The organism is Neorhizobium sp. LMR1-1-1.1, from assembly GCF_040675795.1.
Taxonomy (GTDB): domain Bacteria; phylum Pseudomonadota; class Alphaproteobacteria; order Rhizobiales; family Rhizobiaceae; genus Neorhizobium; species Neorhizobium cellulosilyticum.
The window spans coordinates 73237-91396 of sequence record NZ_JBEGHE010000036.1; the positions used below are offsets into that span (position 1 = coordinate 73237).

Genomic DNA, 18160 nt, shown 5'->3' on the forward strand with positions numbered 1-18160 from the left:
TTCGGCATCAGGACCGGACAGGCCGAACAGGTCGAGCCGATGCGGGTTGATACGGCGAAGATCACCGCGCCGCAAGGTTACACCATGGCGATCGAAAAACTCGAGGATTTCGATCGCGACCTTTCTACCGTTGTTGACCCGGTCCCGGAAGGATCCGGCAACGAATTCCCCATGTTCCGCCACGGCCGCCAGCTCGCGCACGATCCGCACCATCTCCGCCGTGGTTTCGCGGGTGAAGAAGTGGTCGTGGCGGATCTGGTCGACACGACCGAGCCGGGCACAAAGTTTCAGCACACGCCGTATCTCGCGCTCTTCGACGCCGATCAGTTCGACAAGATCGCGCACGCGCGGCGGGCGGAAACGGTTTTCACCGGTCAGATACGGCAGAATTTCGGAATAGAGTGCTTCTTCCTCCTCCCCCAACTGCGCCACATGGGTGGGCAAGCGTAGAAACGCGCCCTCAAGCACGATATTGCCGATCGCGGCTTCGGCACGCATGACGGCGAGAAAAGCAGGTGCTGGAAGGCGCGGCGTCATAGCCATGCGCAGCCGCTCGCGGCCTTGGCCCTGCAACTCCGGGTTTTCCGCGTGGAAGGTCGTCAACAGTTCGATCAGTTGCGTGGAAAAGGCCCCGCGATGGGCGGCCGACATGGCGTAACCGACACCTCCAGCTTCGACCAACAGGATACCGGCTGCGTCCGTCACGGTCGTCAATTGCGGTGGTGCCATCGCACGGTCGCGGGCAAATGCGTCGAGATCGACCAGGTAGGGCGCGGTATCCAGCAATGCGGCAAGCTGTTCGGCTGCAGTGGGCCTGCTCGCGGCCGCCAACTGTTCTAGCCGCTCAGGCGTGCGCCGTTTTCTGGCGGGCGGCCTCAGGTCGATGAGAGATCCACCACCTATGGTGCGTTGAGCCGAAACATCGCGCAGGATGAAACGATCTCCAACCGCTGCTGCAATCGCACGATCGAGCACAAGCTGCACGCGAGCGGTCGTGCCCGGCGCCACCGGCCCTTCGAGCGGCACTATGCGCACTCCGGTCTCGACGCTTTCATGATGAAAACGCGCAGAAAACCACTGGCCGATCGCCTTGGGCTCGTTCGCCAGCACCGAGAGCTCGGCATCGATCCGGTCAGTCGGAGCGTGCAGGAGAGGGTCGACCACCATGTCGCCGCGATGGATTGCATCCTTGGCGATCGCCTCACCGGCGAGATTGAGCGCGCAGCGTTGTCCGGCAAACCCGCGCTCGACCTTCTGGTTTTGCGCGTGGATGGAGCGGATACGGGCCGACAGGCCCGAAGGCGAGACGGTAACCGCATCGCCGATCGCAACCGAACCGGAAAGAACCGTGCCAGTGACGACGGTGCCGGCACCCGAAAGCGTGAAAGAACGATCGATGGCAAGACGGAAGCGGCCGTCAATCGCAGTCTCGACAGTTGCCCGCTCGGCCTCGGCAAGGATCGACTTAAGCTTCTCGATACCTTGGCCCGTCAGCGCAGAGACCGGCAGGATATCGATACCGCTCAGGCGCGTGGGGGCAAGCAGGGCCTGGATCTCATTGGAAACCGTGGCGGTCCGCTCTTCATCCGCCAGATCAGCCTTGGTCAGCGCAACGATACCACGGTCGATACCGAGCAGGTCCAGAATGGCGAGATGTTCTCGGGTCTGCGGCATGATCCCGTCATCGGCCGCCACCACCAACAGCGCGTAGTCAATTCCACCTGCACCCGCCAGCATGGTGTGGATGAAACGCTCATGGCCGGGCACGTCGATAAAACCGGTGACGGCATCGCCTGAAAACTTGGCATAGGCAAAACCAAGATCAATGGTGATGCCGCGCGCCTTTTCTTCCTTCAGCCGGTCGGCGTCGGTACCGGTCAGCGCCTTAACAAGCGCCGTTTTGCCGTGATCGATATGGCCTGCGGTTCCGATGATCATAACTTGCCTCGCGCGGCGATAATCTCCGAGAGCGGCAGTTTCGCGCGGCGTTCAGCTTCCGTCGTCTCGGCCAACGTGAGGTTTTCGCGAGCCGCGTTCAGAAACGGCTGGGCAAGAGCGCTGCCGCCATTCAGGGCACGAAGCAGCCATGCGAGTGCATCAACGCGGTCGGCCGGCATTCCTGCACCCATATGGTAGGCAGCTCCCAGCATGGCCTGCGCATCCGCATCATCACCCGCGGCTCCCTTGCGCCACCAGTAGACGGCCTGTGCCGGATCACGGTCGACACCGAGCGCATTGTGGTAGAGCATGCCGAGGCGGGTCATAGAGGCCGCGATGCCGGCTTCGGCTGCCTGTTCGGCCCATGACTTTGCCTCTGCAGGATCGGACGGGATGATCTCGCCTTCGAGCAGAAGCCAGCTCAGCATATCCTGAGCCGGGGCATCTCCCTGTTCCGCGGCAAGGCGATAAAGCTTTGCTGCCCTTGCCGGATCCGCATCAGACCCGATTGCGTCGGAACCCTGCATGTAAAAGGCCGCGCAGTTACGCTGGCCAACAGGATCGCCGGCTTCAGCTGACAATGTCAGCCATTTCAGCGCCAGCGGCCGGTCGGATACCACACCGAGACCTTCGGCAAAACAGGCCCCGATATTGTTCTGGGCACGGGCATTGCCCGCACGAGCGAGCGGCTCCCAAAGCGCCAACGCCGTTTCGTAATCGCCGGCATTGGCCGCAGCCAGAGCACGCTCCATCTCGACAGAAACCGTATCAGCCGCAGTTTCCGCCGCCTTGCCGCGCAGCCGGTCAAGCCAGCGCATGACCCGTCCCCTCGGAAAGGCTCGCGATGAAGGAATTTTCATCGGTAAGGCAACGCAGATCCAGCACCATGGCGCCATCCTGCAACCGTCCAAGGATCGGCCGCGGCAACGAGCGGAACAGTGATGCCAGTGCTTCCAGCGCACTGCCTGATGCGGCAGTGATCCGCAACCCGGCACTCGGGACAGTATCGACCGGCAGCGCCCCGGAGCCGATCTGGCTCGAGCACGGACAGATCTCGACACCGTAACCTTGTCGCTGCAGCAGCGATGTGACTTGTGGCAACAGACGCTCCGCTTGCGCCCGGATTTCCGGCTGCTTGCGTGAAAGCATGCGCAGCGTCGGCAGGCGTTCGCCCAGTCGATCCGGATCACGATAGAGTTTCAGCGTTGCGGCAAGCGCTGCGATGCGGATCTTGTCGACCCGCAGTGCCCGCTTCAGCGGGTTGCGGTTGATTTCGGCGATCAGGTGCTTGCGGCCGACGATGAATCCCGCCTGCGGCCCGCCAAGCAGCTTGTCGCCGGAAAACGTCACGAGATCGGCGCCTTCCACTATAGCCTCGCGCACGGTTGGCTCCTTGGCGAGCCCGTAGCGAGAAAGATCGACCAGCGTGCCGGATCCGAGATCGTTCAGCAGCGCAACCCCCAGATCCCTGGCGATCCTCGCAAGCTCGGCACCCTCGACCTCCGCCGTAAACCCTTCGATCCGGTAGTTGGAAGTGTGAACCTTGAGGATCAGCGCAGTCTCAGGCCCGACCGCCTTGATATAGTCGCGCGGATGCGTGCGGTTGGTCGTGCCGACTTCTACTAGCTCAACGCCAGCGCGCTCCATGATGTCGGGCATTCGGAATGCGCCGCCGATCTCGATCAGCTCACCGCGTGAAACGATCGCCTGACGCCCGGCACCGATCGCATTGAGCGAAATCAGCACGGCCGCCGCATTGTTGTTGACGATCGTCGCGTCCTCGGCTCCGGTCAGTTCGCAAAGAAGCTCGCGCAAATGGCTGTCTCGTTCACCGCGCCTGCCGGTATCGAGATCGAATTCGAGCGCTGCCGCATCCCGCATCGCGTCGACTGCCGCGGCGATTGCTTCTTCTGCAAGCAGCGCGCGACCGAGATTGGTATGAAGCACCGTGCCTGTGAGATTGAAGAGAGGCCGCAGATTGGACTTTTCCAGATAACCGAGGCGGCTGATGAGCGAGGCGAGCACACCCGCCTCATCGGGAACCTCGGCGCCGGCCTTCACCGCTTCCCGGATATCGACAAGCACGCCCCTCAACTCGTCGGTCACCACGCCGCGGCCATGGCGCTCGATCAGAGGCGCAATTGAAGGCAGGTTCATCATCCGGTCGACGGATGGCAGATGGCGAAGATCGGCTAATCCCGGCATCGGCTCAGTATCCGATCAGGAAGGGATTGAAGCCCGCACGGCGATAATCGGTTTCCTTCATCAAAATGTCGAGGCCGAGGCTTGAAACATCGTCGGCAATCACTTCCAGCGTCGGGTTCTTGTTCTGATAGAGAATCTTGCTCCAGCTGTTACAGCTATCGCAGGTTTCGGCCTTGATCACGGAGTCCTCGCCACCATCGATTTCAACCGCGCGATAGCCAACACCCTTGGTCGAGCCGCAGGCGAGGCATTTCACCCGAACTTCGTTCCACATCGTCGCGCAGCAGGAGCAGCAGGCGTAACGCGCTCCTTCCGCCCCCTGCACGCCGATCACCATGGATCCGGCCGGTTTGCCGCCACAGGATGGGCAGACACCGACGGATACCGGTACCAGCGCCTTGCCATCAAGCGTGGCGGCAAGGCGTGCCGCATGAACCTGCGTCGCGGCGGCGACATAGAGGTGATGCGCAAGGCTTTCCACCGGCAGGCTGTCAGTGATCACGTTCTCTGCCATCCAGGCAAGCGTATCGTCTTCGGCGGAACGAACCGCTTTCAGCGCTTCCGCCGCAGCTGCCGGCATTTCCAGAGCCTGCGCACGATCGAGGAAAAGCCTCACGGTCTTGCGATAATCGTCCGACAGGATCATCGCTGAACGATCGATCGGCGGCATGGCACCTTCGCGAGCACGCGCAGCTTGCCCGGTTTCGATCGGCTCTAAAGGCGCCAGCTCGGAAACGAGATCGGCCTGAATGCGCGCGATACCGGCAAGAAATTTGAGATAAGGAGCGAGATTGCTGGTTTCGGCCAACACCTCGAAGCGTGTAGCCCGTTCCTTGAACAAGCGGGCAGGGTGCGGCATCAGGGCAAAAGGCGCCTTGGAAATGCCCCCGATCATAGATGGATCGGGCTGTAGGGATGATACGGACATTCTACCTCGCGGGGCCGACCGGCCACAGCTTCCTGTCGCGCATTGTTTCGAAGGCAGACAGCCTCGAAGAACAGATGCGTCGTTGAAACCTAAGGGGCGTCGCACGCATGGGCGCGCAACGCCCTTCCTTGTTATTCTGCCGGATCGATCCTGCCGCGTCCAGCCATGTCCTTGAACCACTTGCGATGGTGGCGCCAGGCCCAGCCGCCGGTCACGGTTCCGCGCGTCATGGCGCTGATCGTGCCGCGTGTCCAGATAGCCGCATAGACATGCAGGATGAAGACCAGGATAATGGCAACGGCGGCAAGTGAGTGGACCAGAAGTGCCACACGCTGGGTCGGTATGCTGGTCAGCAAACCAAAATACTGTTCCCAGGCCATGATGCCGGTGGCAATCAGCACGATAATGAGCGCCGCCATGCCCCAGAAAATGAACTTCTGGCCGGCATTGTATTTGCCGAGTTCCGGCAATCGCTCCTCATGTCCGCCGAGCACGTCACCGATCTGCGAGGCCCATTTCACGTCATCCCGGTTGGGCAGGTTCAGCTTCCACAACTGCGCGAACAGGATGAAGAAGGAGATGAAAAGCACGATGCCGATCCACGGGTGGATCCAGCGCGTCATCTGCCCCCCGCCGAAGAGGTCGGTCAGGAAAAACAGCGACGGGTGGAACATGGCAAGGCCGGACAACAGCAGCAGGATCAGGCTGATCGCAGTGACCCAGTGATTGATGCGTTTGCCGATGCCGTAGCGAACGACTTCGACCGGCGGGCCACGTCGGATCGTGTCTTCGGCACCCGCCTTGGCAGCTGCGACGTTGGCAGAGGTGTTATCCGCTAGACTGCTCATCAGGCGTCCTCCTCACGCTTGTCGGCGTGATCAACGGCTTCCTGCGCTTCCTGTTCCTCGTGTTTCGACACGCGGTTGGCCTTGGCGAACAGGCCGTGCAGGATCGTGCCTGCCGCAGCAAGCCCCATCACTGCGAGACCGGCATATTTGGTCGCACCCTTCCACGTCTGCACGACGGCGGAAATGGCAGGGTTGTCCGGCAGGTCCGCATAGATATGCGGCTTGTCGTTATGGTGCAGCACATACATGACGTGCGTGCCGCCGACGCCCGGTGGGTCGTATAGACCGGCGTTGGCATAACCGCGCGACTTCAGATCTGCGATCCGGCCTTCCGCATGTTTCTTCATGTCTTCCTTGGTGCCGAAGACGATCGCCTGTGTGGGACAGGCCTTGGCGCAGGCCGGGCCTTGGCCCACGGCAACGCGGTCGGAACAGAGCGTGCATTTGTAAGCCCTGTGATCCGTCTTCGAGATGCGGGGAATGTTGAAGGGACAGCCCTTCACGCAATAACCGCAGCCGATGCAATTCTCATGCACGAAGTCGACGATGCCGTTCGAATACTGCACGATCGCGCCCGGCGACGGGCAGGCCTTCAGACAGCCCGGATCGGCACAATGCATGCAGCCGTCCTTGCGAATCAGCCATTCCAGATTGTCGGTCTCCGGGTTCACCCATTCAGTAAACCGCATGAGCGTGAACATGTCGGCGGAAAGATCGTGCGGGTTCGTATAGACCCCGACGTTTTCGCCGATAGCCGGATTGGTGTCGTTCCACTCAACGCAGGCCGATTGGCAGGCCTTGCAGCCGATGCATTTTGAAACGTCGATGAGCTTTGCGACGGGAGTGAGCTGCCGCTCAGGTTGCGGCAGCTCGGATGTGGCAGAGCGACGGATGAGGTCACGCTGCGTCAGGTTGGTTTCCATCGGCTGCACCGGCGGATTGCTGACGGCGGTGCGCGGGCTGTCCATGGTATTGGCCATCAGACGCTTGCCTCCTTGTCCTTGGGTGCGGTCGAAGGTTCGATATTGACGAGGAACGCCTTCGATTCCGGAGTTTCGATATTGGCGTCACCGACAAAGGCCGCGAGCGAATTCGGGCCGAAACCCTTCTTCGCCGAACCGGTAAAGCCCCAGTGCAGCGGAATACCGACGATATGCACCGGCTTTCCGTCGCAGATGAGCGGCCGGATGCGCTTCGTCACCACGGCCTTGGCCTTGATCGAACCACGTTTGGACCATACCCGGACCCAGCCGCCATGCTCGATTTTCTTTTCCGCAGCCAGCTCTTCCGAGATTTCCACGAAGAATTCCGGCTGAAGCGCCGAGTTTACCCGGTTGTGCTTCGTCCAGTAGTGGAAATGTTCGGTCAGACGGTAGGAGGTCGCCGCATAGGGGAACTCCGCCGACGTACCGAGCTGTTCGGCGTCCGACTTGAACACGCGGGCAACCGGGTTGCCGCGCATCTTGCGATTGAAGACGTTTTCGACCGGGCTTTCGAACGGCTCCATGTGTGCCGGGAACGGACCGTCACGCATCATGCCGCGAGCGAACAGACGCGAAACACCTTCCTGGTTCATTATGAACGGGCCGACATCCTGCGGTTTCGCCGTCGGCGAAATGTCGGGAACGTCATAACCCGTCCACTTGGAACCATCCCATTCGAGCAGCTTGCGGGTCGGATCCCAAGGCTTGCCGTTAATATCCGCGGATGCACGGTTGTAGAGCGTGCGGCGGTTCAGCGGCCAGGCGAAAGTCCAGCCCAGATAGGCGCCGGTATCGTCCGGATCGTGGTTGTCACGGCGACCCATATTATTGCCCTGCTCGTTCCAGCAGCCGGAATAGATCCAGCAGCCAGCCATGGTCGAGCCGTCGTCGCGAAGCTGCGAGAAGTTGACCACCTGCTTGCCGGCAGCAACCAGAACCTTGCTCGGATCGGTCGGGTCCATGAGATCGCTCAGCGCGCGGCCGTTGATCTCCTTCGCCAGCTCTTCCGCCGTCGGTTCGTTCTCGTCTTCGTAAGCCCAAGACAGGTTGAGGATCGGATCGGGGAAAGCACCGCCTTCCTTGCGATACAGTTCCCGCATGCGCAGGAAGATCTGGGCTATGATCCAGCTGTCGTGCTTGGCTTCGCCCGGAGGCGAGCTTGCCTGCCAGTGCCACTGCAGCCAGCGGCCCGAATTGGTGAGCGATCCGTCTTCCTCGGCAAAGCAGGTCGAAGGCAGCTGGAACACTTCGGTGTTGATGGATGCGGTGTCCACGTCGTTGAAGTCGCCGTGGTTTTCCCAGAACCGTGAGGTCTCGGTTTCCAGCGGGTCCATGGTGACCATGAACTTCAGCTTCGACAGAGAAGACGTGATCTTGGCCCGGTTGGGGAAGGCGAGGATCGGGTTGAAACCCTGGCAGATATAGCCGTTGACCTTGCCGCTGTTCATCAGTTCGAACATGCGAAGGACATCGTATGCCGGAACGTCGAGTTTCGGTATGTAGTTGAACGCCCAGCCATTTTCGGCCGTCGCAGCGTCGCCCCACATGGCCTTCTGGAACGAGACCATGAACTTCTTGTAGTTCTGCCAGTAGCTGGTCTGCCCCGGACGAAGCGGCTTGAACTGGCGCGTCGACATGTAGGTCTCGAAGTCGGTGTCCTTCTCAGTCGGCATCGTCAGATAACCGGTGAGGAGATGGGACATCAGGCCGAGGTCCGTCAGACCCTGGATATTCGAGTGGCCACGAAGCGCGTTCATGCCGCCACCGCGTACACCGATATTGCCAAGGATCAGCTGCAGCATCGCCATGGCGCGGATGTTCTGCGAACCCTTGGAATGCTGGGTCCAGCCTAGCGCATACATCGACGTCATTGTCTTGGTCGGTTTAGAGCATTCCGAGATCATCTCGGCAACCTTCAGGAATTTCTCCTTCGGCGTGCCGCAGACCTGTTCCACCAGTTCCGGCGTGTAAGGGGCGAGATGCTCCTTCAAGAGGTTCCAGACGCAACGGGGATGCTCAAGCGTCGGGTCGGTCACGGCAAAGCCGTCATCGCCCATGACATAATCCCAGGTGGATTTGTCGTAGTCGCGCTTTTCTTCGTCATAGCCGGTAAACAGGCCATCCTTGTAGCCGAAACCGTCTTTCACGATGAACGAGGCGTTGGTGAACGCCTTCATGTATTCCCACTGCACCTTGCCGTTATCGATGCAATATTTCATCACACCATTGAGGAAGGCGATGTCGGAACCCTGGCGGATCGGCGCATAATAATCCGATACGGAGGCCGTACGGGTATAGCGCGGGTCAACGACGATCAGCTTGGCGCCGCGATGGGCCTTTGCTTCCGTCACCCATTTAAATCCACAGGGATGCGCTTCCGCCGCGTTGCCGCCCATGACGACGACGAGGTCGGTATTCTTGATGTCGGTCCAAGCATTCGTCATTGAACCACGGCCAAAAGTTGGGCCCAAACTGGACACCGTGGGGCCGTGTCAGACGCGTGCCTGATTATCGAAACCGACTATACCTATGGACTTGGCGAACTTGAAAGTTGCCCAAGCCGTTTCGTTGGAGGTGGCCGACGCTGCGAGCATACCCGTCGTCGTCCAGCGATTGACATCCAGTCCCTTCTCGTTCTTGGCGAGAAAGTTGGCGTCGCGGTCGTCCTTCATCAGCCGCGCGATGCGGTCGAGAGCTTCGTCCCAGGACATGCGTTCGAATTTGTCCGAACCGGGCTTGCGATGCATCGGGTAGAGGAGGCGAGTCGGGGACTTTACAAAGTCCTTTAGCGCCGCCCCCTTGGGACAGAGCGTCCCGCGATTGGTGGGGTGGTCGACATCGCCTTCGATGTGCATAACTTCCGCATTGTCACCCTTGCGCACATCACCCTTGGAATAGATGATGATGCCGCAAGCGACGGAACAGTAAGGACAGGTCTGGCGGGTTTCCGTGGTTGTGGCCAGCTTGAATGGCCGCACATGAGCGATTTCAGCAGCTTCAGCTTCGCTAAAACCCAACGCGCCCATGGAAGTCGCCGCAACCCCTGCCCCGGTGAGCTTCAAAAAGCTGCGCCTCGAGAGGTCCATATTCATTGTGAACTTTTCTCCATTCTAATAGAACGAACCAGGTGCGACATTATGCCGGAGCCACCTCATGTCAAGTTGACGGCGACCTGAGTGCCGACATTGTGACGGATTTCGACAAACAACGTTCCAGCGCCCTCCTTTTCGCCTTAACTCGATAAAAAAACGAAGGTTTTTCTACTTCCGGGCATTCGTTAGTGGAATCGTCCTCGACACTTTTGACCGGCGCTCTAGCTTTCCTGCGAACCACTTCATCAAACGCGCCGGCATTGCGGCCGGTTCCAGGAAACCAGGGAAGCTCCGATGTCGCTCACCACTAAGTTTGCGGGCTTTATACTCGCCTTGTCCCTCTCCGCCACGGCGGCATCGGCACAGGTCGTCGTCTCGTCGAAGATCGACACCGAGGGCGGCGTGCTCGGCAACATCATCCTGTCGGTGCTGAAGGCCAACAATATCGAGTCGACCGACCGCATCCAGCTCGGTGCGACGCCGGTTCTGCGCAAGGCGATTACGGCCGGCGAGATCGACATCTATCCGGAATATACCGGCAACGGCGCCTTCTTCTTCGAAAAAGCCGATGATCCGGCATGGAAAGATCCGGTACAAGCCTATGACACGGTGAAGAAGCTCGATCTCGACGCAAACAAGATTGTCTGGCTGACACCCTCACCCGCCAACAATACCTGGGGCATCGCCGTGCGTCAGGATGCTGCGGATGAAAACAAGCTCAAAACGCTCTCGGATTTCGGCAAGTTCATCGCCGGCGGCGGCGATATCGTTCTTGCCGCATCGGCCGAATTCGTAAATTCGGCAGCCGCCCTTCCTGCTTTCCAGACGACCTACGGCTTCAAGCTCAAGCCCGAGCAGCTGATCACGCTTTCGGGTGGCGACACGGCAGCAACGATCGCAGCAGCAGCCAACCAGACGAATGGCGCCAATGCGGCCATGGTCTACGGCACGGATGGCGGCATCGCGCCTTCCGGCCTCGTGGTGCTCGATGACGACAAGAAGGTTCAGCCGGTCTATCAACCGGCCCCGATCATCCGTCAGGCAACGCTCGAAAAGAACCCGAAGATTGCCGAGTTGCTGAAGCCCGTCTTCGAGAAACTGGATCTCGTGACCCTTCAGGATTTGAACGGCCGCGTTCAAGTGGGCGGCGAGCCGGCCAAGACCGTCGCCGAGGACTTTTTGAAGAAAAACGGCTTCCTCAAGTAAGTCCCGCATAGCTTTAACACCGAGAGAAAGGGCAGCGGCTTGCTCAGAGGGCTGGAAAAGACGGGCGTGCTGATGGGCGCCCTCATCCTGGTTGCGACCTTTGCGCTCCCCTTCATCGTGGTCAAGCCGAACCGTATCCTGCAGGGACAGGGACGCTCGCTGATCGAGGGGCTGCCGTCCGTCTCCGGCATCGCGCTGGTCGCAGCCATGGTGATCGTGGCCGTCTGTCTTCTCATTCGCCTGCCGCCTCTCGCGCGGCTGGCAATCGCGACGGCCGGACTGCTTGCCGCCATTCTGGCTCTCGGAGGAGCGGCGCATGCCGGACTTCCACCAGGCAATACCTATGCCCGGGTATCGCCCGGCTCGGGCTTCTGGCTGCTTCTGTTCAGCCTCTCGCTCGCCTTCATCGACGTCGTCGCCAGGCTCAGGCTTTCACCGGCTGCACGACTGCTGCTGCTGGTCATCGCGGCGACTGTGATCGGCGGCATATTCGCATCCGGCATCCTCGCCGATATCTCGGTGATGAAGGAATATGTGAACCGCTCGGATGCATTCTGGGCCGAGATGTCGCGTCATGCGATGCTGGCGCTCGGCTCCATGCTGGTCGCCTTCCTGATCGGTCTGCCGCTCGGCGTCATCTCCCATCGCATATCATGGCTGCGGGCGGCGGCACTCAACACGCTCAATATCCTGCAGACCATCCCCTCGATTGCCCTCTTCGGCCTTTTGATCCTGCCGCTCGGCTGGGTGGCCGCGCACATACCCGGAGCCGCCGCAATCGGCATTTCCGGCATAGGGACAGCACCCGCCTTCGTCGCACTCGTGCTTTATTCGCTCCTGCCGGTCGTCGCCAACACGGTCGCCGGTCTCGAAAACGTGCCGCGCGAGGCCAATGATGCCGCACGCGGCGCCGGCATGACCGACTTTCAGCGGCTCGTCTCGATCGAGTTCCCCTTGACCTTCCCGAGCCTGCTTGCAGCAATCCGCATCGTTCTGATCCAGAATATTGGCATGGCGACGATTGCGGCGCTGATCGGCGGCGGCGGCATGGGGGTCTTCGTCTTCCAGGGGCTAGGTCAGTCGGCGATGGACCTCGTTCTGCTCGGCGCATTGCCGACCGTCGCCATGTCATTCGTCGCCGCCATCGTCCTCGATGCGCTGGTGGATTTCAGCAGAGCACCCGGCAGCGAGGTCCGCGCCACATGATCGATATCCAGTCCGTCACCAAGCGTTATGGCGGCAAGGCCGTGGTCGACAGCGTCTCGTTCGCGATCCCCGAGGGCACGATTGCTGTACTGGTTGGCACATCCGGTTCCGGCAAGACGACACTTCTGCGGATGATCAATCAGCTCGTTTCGCAGGACGAGGGCACGATCCTGATCGGCGGGGAAGACACGCGCAACATTCCCGGCCACGAACTGCGGCGGCGTATCGGTTATGCGATCCAGGGCCATGGCCTGTTTCCCCACCGTACTGTCGCCGAAAACACCGCAACCGTGCCGCGCCTGCTCAAATGGGAGAAATCGCGGATCGACGCGCGGGTTGCCGAACTGCTCGATCTCTTCCAGCTCGATCCCGCAGCTTTTGCAAACCGCTATCCGCACCAGCTTTCCGGTGGCCAGCAGCAACGTGTCGGCGTCGCCCGCGCGCTTGCGGCCGAACCGAAAATCCTGCTGATGGACGAACCCTTTGGCGCGCTGGACCCGGTTCTGCGCAGCAAGGCGCAGGACGAGCTTCTGGCGATCCAGAAGCGGTTCGGCACGACAATCGTCATCGTCACCCACGATATCAACGAGGCTTTCCATCTCGGCGACACGATTGCGGTGATGGACAAGGGCAGGCTCCTGCAATATGGCCGCCCCATCGATCTCCTGAAGGCACCTGCAACATCCTTTGTCGAAGGACTGGTTGGTACATTCGACCGTCCGTTCCGGCTTCTGTCGCTCGACACCTTGGCTGGAATAATCGAACCAGGAGAGGCCGACGGAGAGCCGATCGAGGAGAACCGAACACGACAGGATGCCCTGGCTGCCCTGATGTGGAGCGGCGCGGATACGCTTCCCGTCGTCTCGGATGACGGCAAGCCGCTCGGTCGCGTACGGTTGCAGACACTTTTGCGCCAGGCGGCCAGGCCGCAATGAGCCTTGTTCGCCTTGCACCCCGCATCATTCTTCTCTTCCTACTGGTTGGCTTTCTCGCCTCACCGGAGAGTTTCGACTTCGCCTTCAAGCCCCTGGTTCAGGCCAATGCACCGGCAATCTACAATCAGGGCGATCTTGCCGCTCTGACGCTGCTACATGTGCGCATGGTGTTCTTCGCAACTCTGCTTGCCACGGTGATTGCCGTCGCACTGGCGATCCTCGTCACCCGCCCCTTCGGCGCCGAATTCCTGCCGCTTGCCCGAGCGATAGTGAATATCGGCCAGACCTTTCCTCCGGTCGCCGTGCTGGCACTGGCCGTCCCGGCCATGGGCTTCGGCAATGGACCGACGCTGGTCGCGCTGTTTCTCTACGCGCTTCTGCCGATTTTCGAGAACACGATGACGGCGCTGACGACCGTGCCGCGGAACATCATCGATGCCGCCAAAGGCAATGGAATGACACGCTCTCAGATTTTCCGCCAGATAGAACTGCCGCTCAGCCTGCCGATGATCGTCGGCGGCATCAAGATTTCGACCGTCATCGGTTTCGGCACCGCCACGATTGGCTCCACCGTGGCGGCAAAGACACTCGGTGAAGTCATCATCGCAGGACTGCAGTCGAACAACCTCGCCTTCATCCTGCAGGGCGCGCTTCTCGTCGCCGCCCTTGCAATCCTCGTCTTCGATATTCTGTCGATGCTGGAACGATCGCTGACGAAGTGGAAAGCCGCCTAGACGGCTCTCCGATAGATCTCACTCTTCACTGGTTCGCGGCTGAACCTGCTGCGGCCCGAGGATCTCGCGCTTGCCGACATGGTTCGGGGCACCGACGAGACCTTCCTTTTCCATCCGCTCCACCAGCGATGCGGCACGGTTATAGCCGATCGACAGGCGACGCTGGATGTAGGACGTCGAGCACTTCTTGTCGCGCTGCACGATCTTGACGGCACGCTCATAGAGATCGTCGCCATTGTCTTCCGCGCCCATCGAAGTCTGGTCGAAGACGGCTGCGTCCTCGTCCTGTTCGATGTCGTCTTCTTCCTCGTCCTCGGTCACGCTGCCGAGATAAGAGGGCTGACCTTGCGTCTTCAGATGCGCGACGACCTTCTCGACTTCGTAATCGGAGACGAACGGGCCGTGGACACGGGCAATCCGCCCGCCACCCTTCATGTGCAGCATGTCGCCCTGACCGAGAAGATGTTCGGCACCCTGCTCGCCGAGGATCGTGCGGCTGTCGATCTTCGACGTCACCTGGAAGGAGATACGGGTCGGGAAGTTCGCCTTGATCGTGCCGGTAATGACATCGACGGACGGACGCTGGGTCGCCATGATCAGGTGGATGCCCGCGGCACGTGCCATCTGTGCCAGACGCTGGATAGCGCCTTCGATTTCCTTGCCGGCGACCATCATCAGATCGGCCATCTCGTCGACGATGACCACAATATAAGGCAGCGCCGTCAGGTCGAGAGCCTGTTCCTCGAACACCTGCTCGCCGGTCGAGCGGTCGAAACCGACCGGCACGCTGATCATGATCGTCTCGCCCTTGTTACGGGCTTCGGCGACGCGGGCATTAAAGCCATCGATATTGCGAACGTTGAGGCGCGACATCTTGCGATAACGCTCTTCCATCTCGCGCACGGCCCATTTCAGCGCCAGAACGGCCTTCTTCGGATCGGTAACCACCGGCGTCAGCAGATGCGGAATGCCGTCATAAACGGAGAGTTCCAGCATCTTCGGGTCGACCATGATCAACCGGCATTCTTCGGGGCGAAGATGGTAGAGCAGCGACAGGATCATCGTGTTGATCGCAACCGACTTGCCCGAACCGGTCGTTCCGGCAACCAGAAGATGGGGCATCTTGGCGAGTTCGGCGATAACCGGCTCACCGCCGATCGTCTTGCCGAGGCAAAGCGGCAAGCGGTAATCGGTGCCGATATAGGAATTGCTCTCGACCAGTTCACGCAGATAAACGGTCTCGCGTTCGACATTCGGCAATTCGATGCCGATGACGTTGCGGCCGGGGATTACGGCGACGCGGGCGGACAGAGCGGACATCGAACGGGCGATATCGTCCGACAGGTTCATGACGCGCGAGGATTTTACACCCGGAGCCGGGGCAAATTCGTAAAGCGTAACGACCGGGCCGGGACGAACGTCGATAATCTCGCCCTTGACGCCGAAATCCTCGAGAATGCTTTCCAGCAGTCCGGCGCTCTGTTCCAGCGCCTCCTGGCTCATCGTCTGCTCTTCGCGCGGTTCGGCGACCTGCAGGAGATCGATATCCGGGAAGGTGTAGTCTTCAGTAAATTGCAGCACACGCGGCTTGCGAACGGCAACCGGCGCGGCGGGCTGAATTTCGACCGGTTCCGCCACCAGCACTGGCTGTTCAGCGACCACTTCGATCGGCGTGGCATAAGCGGCGGGCTCTATAAACGGCACAGACTGCGGCTCTGCGGCGAACGGAGAAGGCGCAACCTGTCTGATCGCGATCTGGCGATAAAGATCGATCGCAGACGGCGCTTCGTGAACGACGGGAGCAATGACCGGTGCGGCCTCAACAACGGCCGAAACAGGAATATGCACCGGTGCCGGCGGCACGAAACGGGTAACGGTCGGCTTCAGCGCCGCAGGAACAGGCTTCTGCGCGACCTGAGGCGCAGCCAATTCTCGTGACGGAGCTTTCTGCTCGATATTCTCCGAAGCACCAAGGCTCATCATTTCCCAGATCAAATGATCCGGGATCGACGTTACGCGGCGGGTGGGTGCATTTTGCGCAGGCGTGCTTTCCGGCTGCGCGGGCATAGGAGCAGCCGCGACAGGCTGACGATAGATCGGCTGTTCGACGACCCGCTGCATGGCTGCCTCGATCGGCTGCGAAACGTGAACAGCAGGCGCGGATGGTGCGAATGCCTGGCCGATGCGGCGCTGGAGATTAGTCACTTGGGAACCTGTATTTGCATGATGTGGAGCCGACTGGCCCGCGGGCATGGAGATGGCGATTGGTTGCCGCGCCTGTGCTGGAGCCGCGCTCTCAGTATGACCGGTCTCCTCGACGGTAACGACGTCCTGCTTGGCAGGGCCGCGGCCGGGCGTGCGGGTAAAGCGCACATTGGGCGCCAGTATGAAAGCGCGCTGCCATGTCGGAAGCTTTTCCGGATCCAGCTCGACCGCCGGTATCGGCTCCGGCAACGGCAGAGGCTGCTCCGCGTCATTGGCGGCCACGAACTCTTGTTCGTCACTCCAATTGGCGTCTTCGACTGGGGAAATGTCTTTGCGGGAAGGCGGAAAATGCATGTACGCGAAACCATCAAACAACGTGATCACACCGGTCCCTGTTAATAAAAAGAAAACCTTAACCAGGTGTTTCCGAGACCGGTCTTTTCCGCATCATTTTAGAGCGAACGAAGATTGGACCACACCATCAACCCGCGAGGCGGAGCGGTAGAAACCTCACAAATACAGGGCTTTCAGCGGCGTTCCGCGTAGTCGCTTCGAACGATTCCATGACGTTGAAGCTTGTCATAAAATGTCTTGCGCGGGATGCCGAGCGCTGTGATCGTCTGTTGAACGTCACCGCCGAACTCGGTCAGCGTTTCGCGAATGATATCAGCCTCGAAACGCTCCACCCGCTCTGGCAGGCCCGCACCATCTTCGCCCTTGGCCAGTGGCGCCGACAGCGGTGCAGACGGTTCAAGACCGAGCACGAATCGCTCAGCGTAATGGGAAAGCTCGCGGACATTACCGGGCCACGGATGATCCCGCAGATGCTCGACCACCTGGCGCGGCAGGTCCGAAACCTCGCGACCGAAACGCTGCCCGGCCTTTCTGGTGAAGTAGTTGAACAGGAGCGGAATGTCTTCGCGCCGTTCCCTGAGTGGTGGGATCGTCAACGTCACCACATTCAGCCGGTAATAAAGATCCTCGCGAAAGACCGCCCTTTGGTCAGGGTGACCGAGATCGACCTTCGAGGCTGCCACGACGCGCAAATCCACCGGGCGCACCTCGTTCGTGCCAAGCGGTGTGACCTCGCGCATTTCAAGGACCCGCAACATCTGCACCTGGGCGGAAAGCGGCATGCTCTCGATCTCGTCGAGAAACAGCGTACCGCCGCTCGAATGCTCGATCCGGCCGACCCGCTTCTTCTGTGCCCCGGTAAATGCCCCTGCTTCATGACCGAAAAGCTCACTCTCGATCACCTGTTCGGGAAGAGCACCACAATTCAGCGCAACGAAATTGCCGGTCGATCGCCGGCTCCATGAATGGAGCATGCTCGCGACCACTTCCTTGCCGCTGCCCGTTTCTCCCGTCACCAGCACATCGACATCGGTATCGGCGATCTGGCGAAGCATATGACGCAACCGCTCCATGACAGACGTCTGGCCGATCAGCGGCAAACCGTCGTCAGCTTCGGCACCGGCAGCGCGCAGCCGCCGATTTTCCATCACGAGGCTCCGCTTTTCCGCGGCATGCCGGACACATTGGATCAGCCGCTCGGTCGCAAACGGCTTGGCGATGAAGTCATATACGCCATTTTGGATAGTCTTCACCGCCATTGGTATGTCGCCGTGGCCGGTCATCAGAATGACCGGCAATTCACGATCGAAGCCCGCGATCCGGTCGAAAAGCTGCAATCCGTCCAGCCCCGGCATGCGGATATCCGAGACGACCACGCCGGGAAAGCCGTCGCCGAGTTGCGACAGAGCCTCGATGCCCGTCGAAAACGAGCGGACATCGAAACCGGCAAGGCTCAAAGTCTGGGCGGTCGCCTTCAACAGATCCTTGTCGTCATCGATAAGAAAAACGGGAACGGCTTCGGTCAT

The 18160-nt window shown here is 60.4% G+C and carries 12 protein-coding genes and 1 pseudogene; 4 read left to right on the forward strand and 9 right to left on the reverse strand.

Features of this window, described 5'->3' with window-relative positions; genetic code table 11:
- Positions 1-24: 24 nt before the first annotated feature.
- The 7 genes and pseudogenes from selB to fdnG form a co-directional block, all read right to left on the reverse strand.
- Positions 25-1938, reverse strand: a pseudogene (gene selB / locus MRBLMR1_RS20790) (selenocysteine-specific translation elongation factor); the annotation flags it as partial.
- The gene (locus MRBLMR1_RS20795; protein WP_500066004.1) at positions 1935-2756 is read right to left on the reverse strand and encodes a tetratricopeptide repeat protein; all 822 of its coding nucleotides are present in this window, start codon (positions 2754-2756) and stop codon (positions 1935-1937) included. The gene MRBLMR1_RS20795 and the pseudogene selB, both read right to left, overlap by 4 nt.
- Positions 2743-4143, reverse strand: a complete 1401-nt coding sequence (selA, locus tag MRBLMR1_RS20800; protein WP_148145064.1) for an L-seryl-tRNA(Sec) selenium transferase — start codon at positions 4141-4143, stop codon at positions 2743-2745. The genes MRBLMR1_RS20795 and selA overlap by 14 nt, the downstream gene beginning before the upstream one ends.
- Positions 4144-4147: 4 nt before the next feature.
- Positions 4148-5071: a formate dehydrogenase accessory protein FdhE gene (gene fdhE / locus MRBLMR1_RS20805; protein WP_500066006.1), complete on the reverse strand. Its 924-nt coding sequence runs from the start codon at positions 5069-5071 to the stop codon at positions 4148-4150.
- 131 nt (positions 5072-5202) lie between these two features.
- Entirely contained in the window at positions 5203-5919 is a 717-nt protein-coding gene (locus MRBLMR1_RS20810) for a formate dehydrogenase subunit gamma (RefSeq protein WP_148145066.1), read from the reverse strand.
- A complete protein-coding gene (gene fdxH / locus MRBLMR1_RS20815; RefSeq protein ID WP_404945617.1) occupies positions 5919-6899 on the reverse strand; it encodes a formate dehydrogenase subunit beta in 981 nt (326 codons plus the stop codon). The genes MRBLMR1_RS20810 and fdxH overlap by 1 nt, the downstream gene beginning before the upstream one ends.
- On the reverse strand, positions 6899-9994 hold the full coding sequence (fdnG, locus tag MRBLMR1_RS20820) for a formate dehydrogenase-N subunit alpha (RefSeq protein ID WP_183685751.1): 3096 nt from the start codon (positions 9992-9994) through the stop codon (positions 6899-6901). Before fdnG ends, fdxH begins: the two co-directional genes overlap by 1 nt.
- A gap of 294 nt (positions 9995-10288) precedes the next feature.
- On the opposite strand from fdnG, the gene osmF reads away from it, so the two are divergent.
- The 4 genes from osmF to MRBLMR1_RS20840 are packed head-to-tail and all read left to right on the forward strand — an operon-like array spanning position 10289 to position 14075.
- Complete coding sequence (gene osmF, locus MRBLMR1_RS20825; protein ID WP_500066008.1) at positions 10289-11200, forward strand: glycine betaine ABC transporter substrate-binding protein OsmF; 912 nt, start codon at positions 10289-10291, stop codon at positions 11198-11200.
- Between the two features lie 39 nt (positions 11201-11239).
- Positions 11240-12406: an ABC transporter permease gene (locus tag MRBLMR1_RS20830; RefSeq protein WP_500066010.1), complete on the forward strand. Its 1167-nt coding sequence runs from the start codon at positions 11240-11242 to the stop codon at positions 12404-12406.
- Complete coding sequence (locus MRBLMR1_RS20835) at positions 12403-13341, forward strand: ABC transporter ATP-binding protein (RefSeq protein ID WP_500066012.1); 939 nt, start codon at positions 12403-12405, stop codon at positions 13339-13341. Before MRBLMR1_RS20830 ends, MRBLMR1_RS20835 begins: the two co-directional genes overlap by 4 nt.
- Positions 13338-14075 (forward strand): ABC transporter permease, encoded by a 738-nt coding sequence (locus MRBLMR1_RS20840; protein WP_148145070.1) that lies wholly within the window; start codon positions 13338-13340, stop codon positions 14073-14075. The genes MRBLMR1_RS20835 and MRBLMR1_RS20840 overlap by 4 nt, the downstream gene beginning before the upstream one ends.
- An 18-nt stretch (positions 14076-14093) precedes the next feature.
- Here MRBLMR1_RS20840 and MRBLMR1_RS20845 read toward each other — a convergent pair whose 3' ends face one another.
- Together MRBLMR1_RS20845 and MRBLMR1_RS20850 are read right to left on the reverse strand one after the other, a co-directional pair.
- The gene (locus MRBLMR1_RS20845) at positions 14094-16562 is read right to left on the reverse strand and encodes a DNA translocase FtsK (RefSeq protein ID WP_500066014.1); all 2469 of its coding nucleotides are present in this window, start codon (positions 16560-16562) and stop codon (positions 14094-14096) included.
- A 245-nt stretch (positions 16563-16807) separates the two neighbouring features.
- Positions 16808-18160 (reverse strand): sigma-54-dependent transcriptional regulator, encoded by a 1353-nt coding sequence (locus tag MRBLMR1_RS20850; protein ID WP_500066016.1) that lies wholly within the window; start codon positions 18158-18160, stop codon positions 16808-16810.